Source organism: Streptomyces sp. NPDC027663 (genome assembly GCF_055566415.1).
This window is the reverse complement of the sequence record NZ_JBVHSK010000003.1, coordinates 546,629-560,085: the sequence shown is the minus strand read 5'-3', so window position 1 is coordinate 560,085 and position 13,457 is coordinate 546,629. Positions and strand designations below refer to the sequence as shown.

The 13,457-nt window shown below is 72.0% G+C and carries 11 protein-coding genes and 1 pseudogene; 4 read left to right on the top strand and 8 right to left on the bottom strand.

Annotation, left to right across the window (positions count from 1 at the left end; translation table 11 throughout):
• Positions 1-105: 105 nt before the first annotated feature.
• The 3 genes from ACZ4SF_RS11830 to ACZ4SF_RS11820 form a co-directional block, all read right to left on the bottom strand.
• The gene (locus ACZ4SF_RS11830; RefSeq protein WP_468381726.1) at positions 106-942 is read right to left on the bottom strand and encodes an aldo/keto reductase; all 837 of its coding nucleotides are present in this window, start codon (positions 940-942) and stop codon (positions 106-108) included.
• Positions 943-1,245: 303 nt separating this feature from the next.
• The gene (locus ACZ4SF_RS11825; protein WP_468381723.1) at positions 1,246-3,072 is read right to left on the bottom strand and encodes an AMP-dependent synthetase/ligase; all 1,827 of its coding nucleotides are present in this window, start codon (positions 3,070-3,072) and stop codon (positions 1,246-1,248) included.
• Between the two features lie 306 nt (positions 3,073-3,378).
• A complete protein-coding gene (locus tag ACZ4SF_RS11820; protein WP_468381720.1) occupies positions 3,379-4,866 on the bottom strand; it encodes an MFS transporter in 1,488 nt (495 codons plus the stop codon).
• A 112-nt stretch (positions 4,867-4,978) separates the two neighbouring features.
• Between ACZ4SF_RS11820 and ACZ4SF_RS11815 the strand changes: the two genes are divergently transcribed.
• Positions 4,979-5,956, top strand: coding sequence for an Lrp/AsnC family transcriptional regulator (locus ACZ4SF_RS11815; RefSeq protein ID WP_468381718.1), 978 nt, complete (start codon positions 4,979-4,981; stop codon positions 5,954-5,956).
• Positions 5,957-6,119: 163 nt separating this feature from the next.
• Here the strand turns inward: ACZ4SF_RS11815 and ACZ4SF_RS11810 are convergent, their stop codons facing one another.
• The gene (locus tag ACZ4SF_RS11810; RefSeq protein ID WP_468381714.1) at positions 6,120-6,989 is read right to left on the bottom strand and encodes a LysR substrate-binding domain-containing protein; all 870 of its coding nucleotides are present in this window, start codon (positions 6,987-6,989) and stop codon (positions 6,120-6,122) included.
• 167 nt (positions 6,990-7,156) lie between these two features.
• Here ACZ4SF_RS11810 and ACZ4SF_RS11805 point away from each other — a divergent pair, with 167 nt between their 5' ends.
• Entirely contained in the window at positions 7,157-8,173 is a 1,017-nt protein-coding gene (locus ACZ4SF_RS11805; protein ID WP_468381712.1) for a bile acid:sodium symporter family protein, read from the top strand.
• On the opposite strand, the gene ACZ4SF_RS11800 is transcribed toward ACZ4SF_RS11805, so the two are convergent.
• Together ACZ4SF_RS11800 and ACZ4SF_RS11795 are read right to left on the bottom strand one after the other, a co-directional pair.
• Positions 8,120-10,030, bottom strand: a complete 1,911-nt coding sequence (locus ACZ4SF_RS11800; protein WP_468381709.1) for an exo-alpha-sialidase — start codon at positions 10,028-10,030, stop codon at positions 8,120-8,122. The two genes, ACZ4SF_RS11805 and ACZ4SF_RS11800, sit on opposite strands and share 54 nt — an antisense overlap.
• 115 nt (positions 10,031-10,145) lie before the next feature.
• Entirely contained in the window at positions 10,146-11,063 is a 918-nt protein-coding gene (locus ACZ4SF_RS11795; RefSeq protein WP_468381706.1) for a quinone oxidoreductase family protein, read from the bottom strand.
• Between the two features lie 127 nt (positions 11,064-11,190).
• Here ACZ4SF_RS11795 and ACZ4SF_RS11790 point away from each other — a divergent pair, with 127 nt between their 5' ends.
• Together ACZ4SF_RS11790 and ACZ4SF_RS11785 are read left to right on the top strand one after the other, a co-directional pair.
• A complete protein-coding gene (locus tag ACZ4SF_RS11790) occupies positions 11,191-11,628 on the top strand; it encodes a MarR family winged helix-turn-helix transcriptional regulator (protein WP_468381703.1) in 438 nt (145 codons plus the stop codon).
• A gap of 19 nt (positions 11,629-11,647) precedes the next feature.
• The gene (locus tag ACZ4SF_RS11785; RefSeq protein ID WP_468381700.1) at positions 11,648-12,169 is read left to right on the top strand and encodes an isochorismatase family protein; all 522 of its coding nucleotides are present in this window, start codon (positions 11,648-11,650) and stop codon (positions 12,167-12,169) included.
• Positions 12,170-12,355: 186 nt separating this feature from the next.
• On the opposite strand, the gene fdhD is transcribed toward ACZ4SF_RS11785, so the two are convergent.
• Entirely contained in the window at positions 12,356-13,204 is an 849-nt protein-coding gene (gene fdhD / locus ACZ4SF_RS11780; protein WP_468381697.1) for a formate dehydrogenase accessory sulfurtransferase FdhD, read from the bottom strand.
• 7 nt (positions 13,205-13,211) lie between these two features.
• Positions 13,212-13,385: pseudogene (locus ACZ4SF_RS11775) on the bottom strand (2Fe-2S iron-sulfur cluster-binding protein); the annotation flags it as partial.
• Between the last annotated feature and the right edge of the window lie 72 nt (positions 13,386-13,457).

Below are 13,457 nucleotides of genomic sequence, written 5' to 3'. Positions count from 1 at the left end.
GCGGGTCCTTCTTCTCCCCAATCGAATCCATCGTCCTCCCCCCCCCCCCCCCCCCCCCCCCCACGGCCGTGCAGTGCGGGGCGTCAGCCCTCGTCGGCGTAGGTGTCAGCCGATGTCGAAGGTGGCCGGGTCGGGACCCAGGCGCCGGTCCTCGTTGAGTGCGCTGATCGCCGCGAGGTCCTCGTCGTCCAGGCTGAAGTCGAACACCTCGATGTTCTCCTGGATCCGGGCCGGCGTCACGGACTTGGGGATCACGATGTTGCCCAGCTGGATGTGCCAGCGCAGCACGACCTGGGCCGGGGTGCGGTTGTGCTTCTGGGCGATCGCGACCACCGCCGGCACCTCCAGCAGGCCCTTGCCCTGGCCGAGCGGCGACCACGCCTCGGTCCGGATGCCCTGCTGCGCGTGGAACGCGCGCGCAGCGCGCTGCTGCAGATGCGGGTGCAGCTCGATCTGGTTGACCGCCGGGATGACGGAGGTCTCGGAGATCAGCCGCTCCAGGTGCTCGGGAAGGAAGTTGGACACACCGATGGCGCGGATGCGGCCGTCGGCGTGCAGCTTCTCGAACGCCTTGTAGGTGTCGGTGTACTTGCCCCGGGACGGCAGCGGCCAGTGGATCAGGTACAGGTCGATGTGGTCGAGTCCCAGCTTCTCCAGTGACGCGTCGAAGGCGCGCAGCGTGGAGTCGTACCCCTGGTCGCTGTTCCAGAGCTTGGTGGTGACGAAGATGTCCTCACGCGGCAGGCCGGATGCGGCGATGGCCTTGCCGGTGCCCTCTTCGTTGCCGTAGATCGCAGCGGTGTCGATGCTGCGGTACCCGGCCTCGAGCGCCGTGGCGACGGCCTGCTCGGCCTCGTCGTCCGGCACCTGCCAGACGCCGAAGCCCAGCTGGGGCATCTCGACGCCGTTGTTGAGGATGATCGGGGGGACCTTGCTGCTCACGAGCCTCTTGATCCTTAGGTAGTCGACAAGTCGTACTCCTATCGTCAACGATCAACGGCCGCCGTGCATTCCTGACCACGGAATCCGTCGCAACTGACCGACGAGTCAGTGTCTGGGACACAGTGGCCGGAAAACGCCTCCGACCCTTCCGGTCCGGACCATCGACCGACGCCCGTCGTGCGCCACTCCGTACGTGCCACCGGTCGTGCCGATGAACCCGGTACATGCATGTGAACCTGCCCCTGGCCGACCGCGGCCTGCTTCCGTGTGACGGTCGGCTGACGGTGCTCGGGTGACGAGGCGTCAGGCGTGGTAGAGGGCCTCGACCTCGTTCCCGTACGCCTTCTCGATGGCCTTCCGCTTCAGCTTCAACGACGGCGTCAGCAGGCCGTGTTCCTCGGTGAACGGCTGGGCCAGTATGCGGAAGGTGCGGATCGACTCGGCCTGCGAGACGAGGGTGTTGGCGGCGACCACCGCCCGCCGCACCTCCGTCTCCAGGTCCGCGTCGCGCACCAGCTCGGCCGGGGTCATCCGCGCCTTGCCGCGCATCTGCAGCCAGTGCTCGACGGCCTCCTGGTCCAGGGTGACCAGGGCGGCGATGTACGGCCGGTCGTTGCCGACCACGATGCACTGGTTGACCAGCGGATGCTCCCGCACCCGCTCCTCCAGCACCCCCGGCGAGACGCTCTTGCCGCCGGAGGTCACCAGGATCTCCTTCTTGCGGCCGGTGATGGTCAGATAGCCGTCCTCGTCCAGCGAACCCAGGTCGCCGGTGGCCAGCCAGCCGTCGTGCAGCGTCTGGTCGGTGGCCTTCGGGTTGTTCAGATATCCCTGGAAGACGTTGCCGCCGTGCAGCCAGATCTCCCCGTCGTCGGCGATGTGCACGGTCACGCCCGGGATGGCCTGGCCGACGGTGCCGTAGCGGGTGCGCTCGGGCGGGTTCGCGGTCGCCGCGGCCGTCGACTCGGTCAGGCCGTAGCCCTCGTAGATCTGCACCCCGGCGCCCGCGAAGAACAGCCCCAGCCTGCGGTCCATCGCCGAGCCGCCCGACATCGCGTTGCGGATCCGGCCGCCCATCGCGGCGCGCACCTTCGCGTACACGAGCTTGTCGAAGAGCTGGTGCTGCATCCGCAGCCCCGCCGACGGACCGGGACCCGTGCCCCAGGCCTTCGCCTCGACCGCCTCCGCGTACTTCACGGCGATGTCGACGGCCTTCTCGAACGGTCCCGCCTTGCCTTCCTTCTCGGCCTTGCGGCGGGCGGCGTTGAACACCTTCTCGAAGATGTAGGGCACCGCGAGGATGAACGTCGGCCGGAAGGCGGCGAGGTCGGGGAGCAGAGCGGCGGCGTGCAGCTGCGGCTGGTGCCCGAAGCGGACCCGGCCGCGGATCGCGGCGACCTCCACCATCCGTCCGAAGACGTGCGCCAGCGGGAGGAAGAGCAGCGTGGACGCCTCGTCGTCCTTCTTGGTGTGGAACACCGGCTGCCACCGCTGGATCATCGTGTCCGCCTCGTACATGAAGTTGCCGTGCGAGAGGACGCATCCCTTGGGGCGGCCGGTGGTGCCGGAGGTGTAGATGATCGTGGCGACCGAGTCCGGGGTGACCGCCTCCCGGTGCCGGTGCACCACCTCGTCGTCCAGGTGCGCGCCGGCGTCGTACAGCTCCTGCACGCAGCCGGCGTCCAGCTGCCACAGCTGGCGCAGCTGGGGGAGCCGGTCGATGACGGTGGCGATGGTCATCGCGTGGTCCTCGTGCTCCACGATCGCCGCGGACACCTCGGCGTCGTACAGCATCCAGAAGCACTGCTCGGCGGAGGAGGTCGGATAGACGGGCACCACCTGCGCGCCGATCGTCCACAGGGCGAAGTCGAAGAGCGTCCACTCGTAGCGGGTGCGGGACATGATCGCGACCCGGTCGCCGAACCGGACGCCGCGGGCGAGGAGGCCCTTTGCGAGGGCGAGGACCTCGTCGCGGAACTCGGCGGCGGTGACGTCCCGCCACTGTCCGGAGTCGTCCTTGCGGCCGAGCGCGATGTGGAGCGGATCGGTCCGGGCATGCTCGAAGACGGCGTCTGCCAGACCGCCCACCGGGGCCGGTGAGGCCAGCGGAGGGGTGGTGAACTCGCGCAACCTCGCTCCCCGTGTCTCGCGCCTCAGTGTCGTGCTCCATGCACCGCACAGCGCCGTGAAAGCTACCCCACCAAGTCGGCGCGCGGGAGGGGGGCGGAAACCCAGCAAACCTCACGTTTTTCCCGCCCGGGTGCTGTGAAATGCCCGCACATGGGGAAGGGACGGACACAATACTGACGGGTCAGTAAGTTTCGGTGCCGTAATCTCCACCGAATCTGTACGCGCCGATTACCGCACCGCACCCCGCGAGGCAGCCCGGAGCCCTGCTCCGTGACCGCCTCCGGCCGTGCGCTGCCAGGCCGCCGCTCAGTCGCGGGACGCCACCGCTTCCCCGGCCGGCGCGCCGGAGGCCCGCCGAGGGGCCGGCCGCTCCGCCCGTACGAGCATCAGCACCGAAGCACCCGCGACCATCCCGGCCAGGCCCGCCACCACCAGCGCCCCGTTCAGACCGGAGGCGAACGCGGACCGCAGCGTGTGCTCCGGGAACCCGTCGCGCAGGGCCGCGGCACCGCCGCCGGCCAGCGCCTGCGCCGCGTCCTGCGGGAGCGCGCCGGTCATCCGCGACGTGAGCACGGTGCCGAAGACGGCCACCCCCAGCGCGTACCCGAGCTGCCGGACGGTGTTCACCGCGCCGCCCGCCATCCCGGACCGCTCCGCCGGGACCGCGGCCAGCGCCGCCCCGGCCACCGTCGGCGCCACGAACCCGGTGCCGACCCCGACCAGCACGAACCCGGGCACCAGGGCCGTCCAGTCCGACCCCGCGTCCAGCACCGCCTGGCACAGGGTGCCCGCGGAGACCAGCAGCAGACCGCCGCCGACCGTCAGCCGGGCCGGCACCCCGTGCAGCAGCCGCCCCACCAGCACCGCGACCACCATGGACACCGCTGTCATCGGCAGCAGCGTCAGCCCGGCGAGCACCGGCGACAGGCCGAGCAGCGTCTGCATCCAGATCGACAGAAAGGCGATCCCGCCGAACGCCACCCCGTTGAAGGCGAACGAGGCCAGCATCGTGCCGGCGAACGCCGGCCGGCGCAGCAGCGACAGATCCAGCAGCGGATGCGCCACCCACCGCTCCACCAGCACGAACACCACCAGAGCCACGGCGGCGACGGCGAACGCGGCCAGCGTGGCGGACGCCGTCCAACCGTCCTCACCGGCGCGCACCACGGCATACGTCGCACCGCCCGCGAACACCGCGAAGGCCGCCGTACCCGCCCAGTCGACGCTCCTCCCGCGCGGCCCGTGCGACTCGGGGACCATCCGCAGCGTCAGCCACACCGCCACGACACTCACCGGCAGGTTCACGAAGAAGATCCACCGCCAGCCCGGGCCCACGGTGATGAGCCCGCCGAGCACCGGCCCGACCGCCGCTGCCCCGCCGCTGACCGCACCCCACACCCCGAGGGCCGCCGACCGCTGCCGGCCCTCGTAGGCGGAGCCCAGCAGCGGCAGCGTGGTGGCGAACATCGCCGCCCCGCCGATGCCCTGCAGCGCCCGCGCCGCGACCAGCATCCACGGCCCGGACGCCAGCCCGCACAGCAGGCTGGCCGCCGCGAACAGCACCACACCGGCCACATGTATCCGGCGCCGGCCCAGGATGTCCGCCGCGGCACCCAGCCCGAGCAGCAGCGCGGCCAGCGTCAGCGCATATCCGTCGACCACCCACTGCAGATCGCCCAGCGACGCGTGCAGCGAGCCCGCCACGTCCGGCAGCGCCACCACCACGATCGTGACGTCCAGCAGCAGCATGAACGTGCCCAGGCACACGGCCGTGAGCGTCCCCCAGGTACGCATGTCCTCAACTCCCCTTCACCGACGGGCTGCGTATCGCTGCGTACGATGACGGCGCGACGGCCGATCGGACGTCTCACCACGGCAGTCGCGACGGAATCCGATGGGGGAGCGCATGCTGCAGATGGAATCCGACACTTTCGACCTGCTGGATCTCCAGCTTCTCTCCGCCCTGGAGATCGACGGCCGGGCTCCCTTCAGCCGGATCGCCGCCGTCCTCGGTGTCTCCGACCAGACGATCGCCCGCCGCTACCGCCGCCTGTGCGCCGAGGGCGGCCTCCGGGTCGTCGTCCTGCGGGACGCCGTACGCCTCGGCCAGGACCAGTGGATGCTCCGCCTGCGCTGCGCGCCCGACGGCGCCACCGTCATCGCCGACGCGCTCGCCCGGCGCCCCGACACCCACTGGATCGGGCTGGCCTCCGGCGGCACCGAGATCGCCTGCATGACCCGGCCGCGCAACCCCGGCGAGCACGACGACCTGCTGCTCGGCAAGCTGCCCCGCACCCCGAGCGTCGTCGAGATCCGCGCCCTGCAGCTCCTGCACCGCTTCTACGGCGGTCCGGTCGGCTGGCTGCCGAAGTTCCGGGCACTCGGCGAGGACCAGATCGCCGCCCTGCGCCCCCGGCACCCGGAGCCCGGCCCGGTCCGCCTGGAGCCCGAGGACGCCCCGCTGCTCGCCGTGCTCGAACGCGACGGCCGCGCCACCTACCCCGAACTCCAGCGCGCCACGGGCCGCTCCGAGTCCGCGGTCAAGCGCCGCCTGTCCGCCCTGCTCGCCTCCGGCGCGGTGTACGTCGACATCGAGTACGACTCCGAGATCCTCGGCTACCCCAGGGCCGCCATCCTCTGGATCACCACGGCCCCGGGCGCGCTGGACTCCGTCGGCCGGACCCTCGCTTCCCATGACGAGGTCGCCTTCGCGTCCGCCACCGCCGGCCCGTCCCACATCGTCGTCACCGTCGTCGTCCGCGACACCGCGGCCCTGTACGCCTACCTGAGCGGCCCCCTGGGCCACCTGGAAGGCGTCCAGTACGTGGAGGCGACGCCCTTCCTGCGCCGGGTGAAGCAGCTGACGTACCGCCCGGCGCGGTGAGAGCCGCTCCGACGTACCGCTCGCGGTGGTGAGGGGCCGGTCCGAGGTACCGCCCGGGTGGGCCCGAGGCACAGCTCGCGGTGGTGAGGGCCGGTCCCGGGTACCGCCCGGCGCGGTGAGTGTCCGGCTGATCCGCCGCCCGGCGCCATGAGGGCCCCGGGCGTCAGCCGCCGCTGCGCCGCAGCCGCTCCCCACCCGCCAGGATCGCCGCCGCCAGCGCGTTCGCGGCGCCCTCGGCCGGGCCCCGGCGGTGGCCGTGGACGAGGACGAAATCGATCCTGCCGAGGTCGGGCAGGCCGGCCCGCTCCGGCAGCCGGAACAGGCCCGGCGGGATCAGCCGGCGGGAGTGGGCCATCACCCCGAGTCCGGCCCGGGCCGCGGCGACGAGCCCGTTGAGGCTGCCGCTGGTGCACACGATCCGCCACTGACGGCCCTGCCGCTCCAGCACCTCCAGCGCACGGGCCCGGGTGATGCCCGGCGGCGGGTACACGATGAGCGGGACCGGCCGCTCGGGCTCCAGCCGCAGCCGCTCGGCGCCGATCCACACCAGGTCGTCGCGCCAGACCAGCTCACCGCGGGGGTCCTGGGGGAGCCGCTTGGCCAGCACCAGGTCGAGCTTCCCGGCAGCAAGCCGCTCGTGCAGCGTGCCGGACAACTCGACGGTCAGCTCCAGGTCGACCTCCGGGTGGTCGTAGCGGAAGCCCTCCAGGATCTCCGGCAGCCGGGTCAGGACGAAGTCCTCCGAGGCGCCGAAACGCAGCCGGCCACGCACGCGCGTGCCCGTGAAGAACGCCGTCGCCTGCTCGTGGACCTCCAGGATCCGGCGGGCGAAGCCCAGCATCGCCTCGCCGTCCTCGGTCAGCTCCACCGAATGGGTGTCCCGTGCGAACAGCTGCCGGCCCACCTCGTCCTCCAGCCGGCGTACATGCTGGCTGACCGTCGACTGGCGCAGCCCCAGCCGCCGGGCGGCCTGCGTGAAGCTCAGCGTCTGGGCGACCGCCAGGAAGGTGCGCAGCTGCGTGGGTTCGTACACGCCACCGAGCCTAGCCCGCTATCGCGCAGCGTGATGACAGTCAGAGTGGCGTACGGGATTCCCGATCGGCAGACCGGAGAGGACGATGGAGAGGGGCCTTGTGGCCCGGACCGGAAGACACGCACAGCAATCGGAGTACCGTGAAACGCCTGCGCTGGCCGAGTTGGATGCCGATCGACCCCTACATCGTGCTGCTGCTCGGGACGGTGGGCATCGCCGCACTCCTGCCGGCCGGCGGCACCTCGGCCGACGTCGTCTCGGGTGCCTCCACGGCCGCCATCGCCTTTCTCTTCTTCCTCTACGGCGTCCGGCTGTCCACCCGCGAGGCGCTGGACGGACTGAAGCACTGGCGGCTCCACGTCACGGTTCTGGCCTGCACCTTCGTCGTCTTCCCGGTGTTCGGGATCGCCGCCCGCGGTCTGGTACCGGTCCTGTTGACCCAGCCCCTGTACCAGGGCCTGCTGTTCCTGACGCTGGTCCCGTCCACGATCCAGTCGTCCATCGCGTTCACCTCGATCGCCCGCGGAAACGTGCCCGCCGCGATCTGCGCGGGTTCCTTCTCCTCCCTCGTCGGCATCATCGTCACCCCGCTGCTCGCGGCGGGGCTGCTCGGCGGCGAGGTCGGGTTCTCCACCGACTCGGTGGTGAAGATCGTGCTCCAGCTGCTCGTGCCGTTCGTCGCCGGCCAGCTGCTGCGGCGGTGGGTCGGCGGATTCGTCACCCGGCACAAGAACGCCCTAGGGCTGGTCGACCGCGGTTCCATCCTGCTGGTCGTCTACACCGCCTTCAGCGAGGGGATGAACCAGGGCATCTGGCACCAGGTCAGCCCCGTACGGCTGGCCGGACTGCTCGGTGTCGAGGCCGTCCTGCTGGCCGTGATGCTGGCCCTGACCTGGTACGGCGGCAGGGCGCTCGGCTTCGGCAGGGAGGACCGGATCGCCATCCAGTTCGCCGGGTCGAAAAAGTCCCTCGCCTCGGGACTGCCCATGGCGAGCGTCCTGTTCGGCAGCCATGCCTCCCTGGCCGTCCTGCCGCTGATGCTCTTCCACCAGATGCAGCTGATGGTGTGCGCGGTCATCGCCAAGCGCCGGGCCCGCGATCCGGAGACGACCGCGGGCCCGCCCGACGGCTCAGCCGCCGCTCACCCGGTTCAGGGGCAGCCACAGGACCGTGTCCCACGATGACCGCAGCACGTCCGGATCCGCGAGCTCCTCGTCGGTGAGCACCCGGTTCCAGACCCGCACCTCGTCCAGCGCGCCGGTGAAGAAGGCGCGGCTGTCCATCCGCTGACCGACGTGGACGCCGAAGGGGGAGTTGCGGCTGACCGTGCCGGGCACATCGGCGACCGAGGACTGCGCACCGTCGACGGTCAACGACAGACGTCCGCCGCCCCGCCGCAGCACGGCCTGGTGCCACCCGCCGTCGTTGTACGCGGTGGCCGTGCGCACGTACGCCGACTGCGGGGGAGCGGCTCCGTTGCGCACCGTGATCAGACCCTGGACCCGGTTGTTCGCCGGCTCCCCGCGCAGCCACACCTGCGGCTGGCTGGTGCCGATGCCCCCCATCCACAGGAAGGGCTGCTCCCCGGACGCCGCCGTGTACCGGAACCACAGCGACACCGTGAAGTCCTTCGTGCCCAGGGGGAGCGAGGAGCGGTACGGCAGGCGTACGGCGTCGTCGGTGCCGTCGAACTGCAGCGCCCCTGCGGACACCCCGTCCGTCTCCTCCGCGTCGCCGAGCACCGCGGCGGCCGGGGCGTGCCGGGCGCGGTCTGCGGTGGCCGGATCGGGGCCCCGGCGCTCGGTGAGCCAGTCCTCGGTGAAGCGGGCGAAGCGGATCTCGTCGCGGGCGTCCACCGCACCGCCCTCGTACATCAGGCCCACCGTGCCGGAGCCGAGGCGCGCCAGGTCGGAGTAGCCGGACCAGTCCGTGGTGACGACCGTGCCGCGGTCGACGCTGTCCCAGGTCCTGCCGCCGTCGTAGGAGGAGCGGATCATCATCGTGCGGCGCCGGTCGGGGTCGCCGGGGCAGGCCAGCAGGAGCCGGTCGCCCAGGCGCAGCATCGAGCCCTGGACCTGCGGCGTGTACAGATCGGGCAGGTCGCGGAACTGGGCGGTGAAGCTGCCGCCGCCGTCCCGGCTGACCGCCTGGGTGCGGTGACCGAGGTCCGTGCCGTCCTGTTCCCGGCCGCTGACCAGCACGGTGCCGTCGTCGCGTTCGGCGAGGGTGACCTCGGACGGCTTCTGCCGGAAGGTGCCGTCGGCGGCGATGGGCCAGCTGTCGGTGGCGCCGATCCGCCAGTGGCCGCCGTGGTCGTCGCTGACGATCAGGGCCGCGTGGTTGGCGGTCACCCTGCTGCCGTTCCACGTCTCGGTGTTGACCCCGAAGACCAGGCGCCCCGCGTAGCGGCCCCGGGTGAGCTGGATGCCGTGCACGGGCCCGGTCGCGTACCAGGAGTTCCACTCGGCGGGCAGGATCTCGGGGCTCAGGTCGCGCGGTTGCGACCAGGTCCTGCCGTCGTCGTCGCTGTACTGCAGATGGGGGGTGCGGTCGCAGGGGACCGAGCAACCGGCGCTGTCCGTGCGGCCCGTGTTGTACGTCTCCGCGAGCCAGATCCGGCCGGTGTCGCGGTCCACCACCGGCGCCGGGTTGCCGTGGGTGTCGCCGGCGCCCTCGTTGACGACCTGCAGCGGGCCCCAGGTGCGCCCGCCGTCGGTGGAGCGCTTGAGCACGATGTCGATGTCGGCGGCGTCCCCGCAGTTGAGGACCCGGCCCTCGGCGAACGCCAGCAGTGTGCCGTCGGTCGACCGGACGATCGCCGGGATACGGAAGCACGCGTACCCGGGGTCCTGGGAAGCCTTGAAGAGGATCTGCTGCTCGAACGCCGGTGACGCGGCGACCGGTCGGGCGGCGACCGGTTGGGCGGGGGTCGGTCGGGCGGGGGCCGGATGGGCCGGCACGAGCGGTACGAGAAGGGCTGCCCCGGTGAGGGCGGCGGTGGCGAGTGCGGATCTGAGACGGGCGCGAAGACCTGACGGCACGGTGCGACCTGCCCTTCGTCGGCCGGACATCTGGACATCCGGACATCCCACGTCCAACGTGCGTCTCATCGACGGTAGTTGGGGGTGCGGCACCCCACAAGAAGCGTGCGGGCACTTACGGACGCAGAACGACCTTGCCGAGGTTTCCCCGGGCGGAGATGACGTCGTGCGCCGCGGCCGCGTCCTCCAGCGCGAACTCCCCGTGCACGGCGGGCTTCAGGGTCCCGTCGGAGAACAGCCGCCACAGCTCCTGCCGCCACTGCTCGTACAGCTCCGGCCGGCCGCGGGCGATCAGCGCCATCTGGAAGCCGATCACCGACTTGGCCCCCACGAGCAGGTCGTACGCCCGGACGGTGCCGCCGCCCGAGCTGTAGGCGACCAGCCGGCCGTGCGGGGCGAGCGCGGCGAGGGCGGGGGTGAGCAGCTCACCGCCGACGGCGTCCAGCGCGCAGTCGACGGGCTCGCCCCAGGAGTCGTCGTCGTAGCGCACGCACTCGTCCGCGCCCAGGGCCCGGACGAAGTCCGCCTTCTCCGGGCCGGACACGGCTGCGGCCACCCGGCCCGCACCCCGCGCCCGCGCCAGCTGCACCGCGAGGTGCCCGACGCCACTCGCCGCCGCCGTGACGAGGACCGACTCTCCCGGCGCGAGCCGCGCCGCGTCCAGCGCCCCGAGCGCCACCAGGCCGCTGCGCACCAGGGCGACCGCGGTCACCGCGTCCACGCCGTCGGGGACCGGCGTGGCCATGGACTCGTGCACCACGGCGAAGTCGGCGTACCCGTGCCCGAAGCACAGCCCGGTCACCCGGTCCCCGGCGCGGAACCGGGTCGCTCCCTCACCGGCCACCACCACCTCGCCGGCGATCTCGCCGCCCAGCGGCACCGGCTCCGGCGCCTCGGTGACCTTCCGGACCATGGGCAGGGTGATCCCGACGGCCTCGCAGCGCACCAGCAGTTCACCGGGGCCGGGCTCGGGGACGGGGACCTCCTCCAGGAACAGCGGGCCACCGGTGGACTCGTACCGGACGCGACGCATCACATACCTCCAGGGCCGGGCAAGTCCGGCGGCGCAGATCGTTGGGAAGACCCATGAATTTGTCGGGAGCCCGACGGTAGGCCAGATTCATTGGGAAGTCCAATGATTCTTCGGCTAGGCTGCCGGTATGGCCGAAGCACCCCTGCCCGCGATCCGCTCCCTCCCCAGCTGGCTCCTCGGCCGGGCCGCAGCGCGGGGCCGCGCCCTCGTCGCCGGCGCCCTTGGCGCGGAGGGCCTCAAGATGTGGCACCACGTCGTCCTGTCAGCCGTCCACGACCTCGCCCCCGTCGCCCAGGCCGACCTCGGCCGCAGCGTCCACCTCGACCCGAAGGACCTGGTCGGCATCCTGAACGACCTGCAGTCGGCCGGCCTGGTCGACCGTGCCCCCGACCCCCGCGACCGGCGCAAGAACGCCGTCACCCTCACCGGCGACGGTGCCCGGCTCCTCGCGCGCTGCGAGAAGGCCGCCCGCGCGGCCAACGACGAACTGCTCGCCCCCCTTTCGGCCGCCGAACGCGATCAGTTCATGGGCCTGTTGATCCGGATTTCCGGCACGGACGGCTGACGGCGGCTAACGTTCCGTCATGACCGCAGCTCCCGTGCTCGATCCGCAGCGCACCGCACTCATCCTCGTCGACCTGATGGACCGCATCGTCGCGCTGCCGCTGGAACCCCGCAAAGGCACCGAAGCCCTGGCCGCCGCCGAGGAGTTGGCGACCGCCTTCCGTGCCGCCGGCGCGCTCGTCGTCCTGATCCGGGTGGAACGTCCGACGGTCGCCGAACAGCCGCCCGGCAGCGGGCTGGTGTCGGGCCTGCGGCAGGAGGGCGACCTGGAGGTGGTCAAGCGCACCATCGGGGGGTTCCAGGGCACGGATCTCGACGAGCGGCTGCGCGCCCACGGCATCCGCACCCTGGTCTTCGGCGGTATCGCCACCAACCTCGGCGTCGAGTCCACCGCCCGCGCCGCCGCCGACCTCGGCTACGAGCTGGTCTTCGCCGAGGACACCATGGCGGCGTTCACCGCGGCCGAGCACGAGGCATCGGTCAGGCTGGACTTCCCGAGGCTGGGCACGGTGACACGCTCGCGGGACCTGACCTTCCGCTGACCAGTGTCCCGTAAGGCACAGCGGGGCTCCGCGAAGGCACAGCGGGGACCCGCGGCGCAGGGGGCGCTCCCCGCCGGCCAGGGCCCTGCCGCCGTGCCGCGGGGAACCGGTCGGAAATCGGTCGGCCTTGGGCGGCCGCCTCGCGCAGGGCTGTCCGGACCTGCCGCCGTGCCGTGGGGGAACCGGTCAGCCCTGGGCGGCCGCCTCCCGCAGGGCTATCCGGTGCTCACCCGCGTACACGTTCATGGAGCTGCCCCGCAGGAAGCCCACCAGGGTCAGCCCGGTCTCCGCCGCCAGGTCCACCGCCAGCGACGACGGCGCCGACACCGCGGCCAGCACCGGGATGCCCGCCATCACGGCCTTCTGCGCCAGCTCGAACGAGGCCCGGCCGGAGACCATGAGGATCGTCCGGGACAGCGGCAGGTCCCCGTTCTGCAGCGCGCGCCCGACCAGCTTGTCGACGGCGTTGTGCCGGCCCACGTCCTCCCGTGCGTCCAGCAGCTCGCCGTCCTCGCTGAACAGGGCCGCCGCGTGCAGGCCCCCGGTCCGGTCGAAGACCCGCTGGGCCGCGCGCAGCCGGTCGGGAAGGCTCGCCAGCAGGCCGGCGGTGATCCGCAGCGGGGGAGTGTCCGCGATGGGCCAGCGCGCGGTCGTCCGTACGGCGTCCAGGCTCGCCTTGCCGCACAGCCCGCAGGAGGAGGACGTGTACACGTTCCGCTCCAGGGTGAAGTCCGGCAGGGCGACACCGGGCGCGGTCTTCACGTCGACCACGTTGTAGGTGTTGGAGCCGTCCACGGTGGCCCCGGCGCAGTAGACGATGTTCTGGAGGTCCGACGCGGCCGCCAGCACGCCCTCGCTCACCAGGAAGCCGGCCGCCAGCGCGAAGTCGTCCCCGGGGGTGCGCATGGTGATCGCGAGCGGCTTGCCGTTCAGCCTGATCTCCAGGGGTTCCTCGGCGACGAGCGTGTCCGGCCGGGAGGAGACCGCCCCGTCCCGGATGCGGAGGACCTTGCGTCGTTCCGTGACTCGTCCCATGTCCTGATCAGCCCCGGTTCTGTACGTGCTGGCAGCCGAAACGGCCCTTGATGCAGAGGTTGCCGTGGGTCACCGGGTCGTCGTGCGGAGAGGTGACCTCGACGGTCTCATTGTCCTGCACACGGAAGGTGAGCGTGCAGCCCGCCCCGCAGTACGCGCACACCGTGGCCGTCCCGGTCTGCCGCACGGTGAGCCGGAGACCGGCTGGTGAGCACGGGCGGGATGCGTGCACGTCCGACGGTCTGACGGGAGC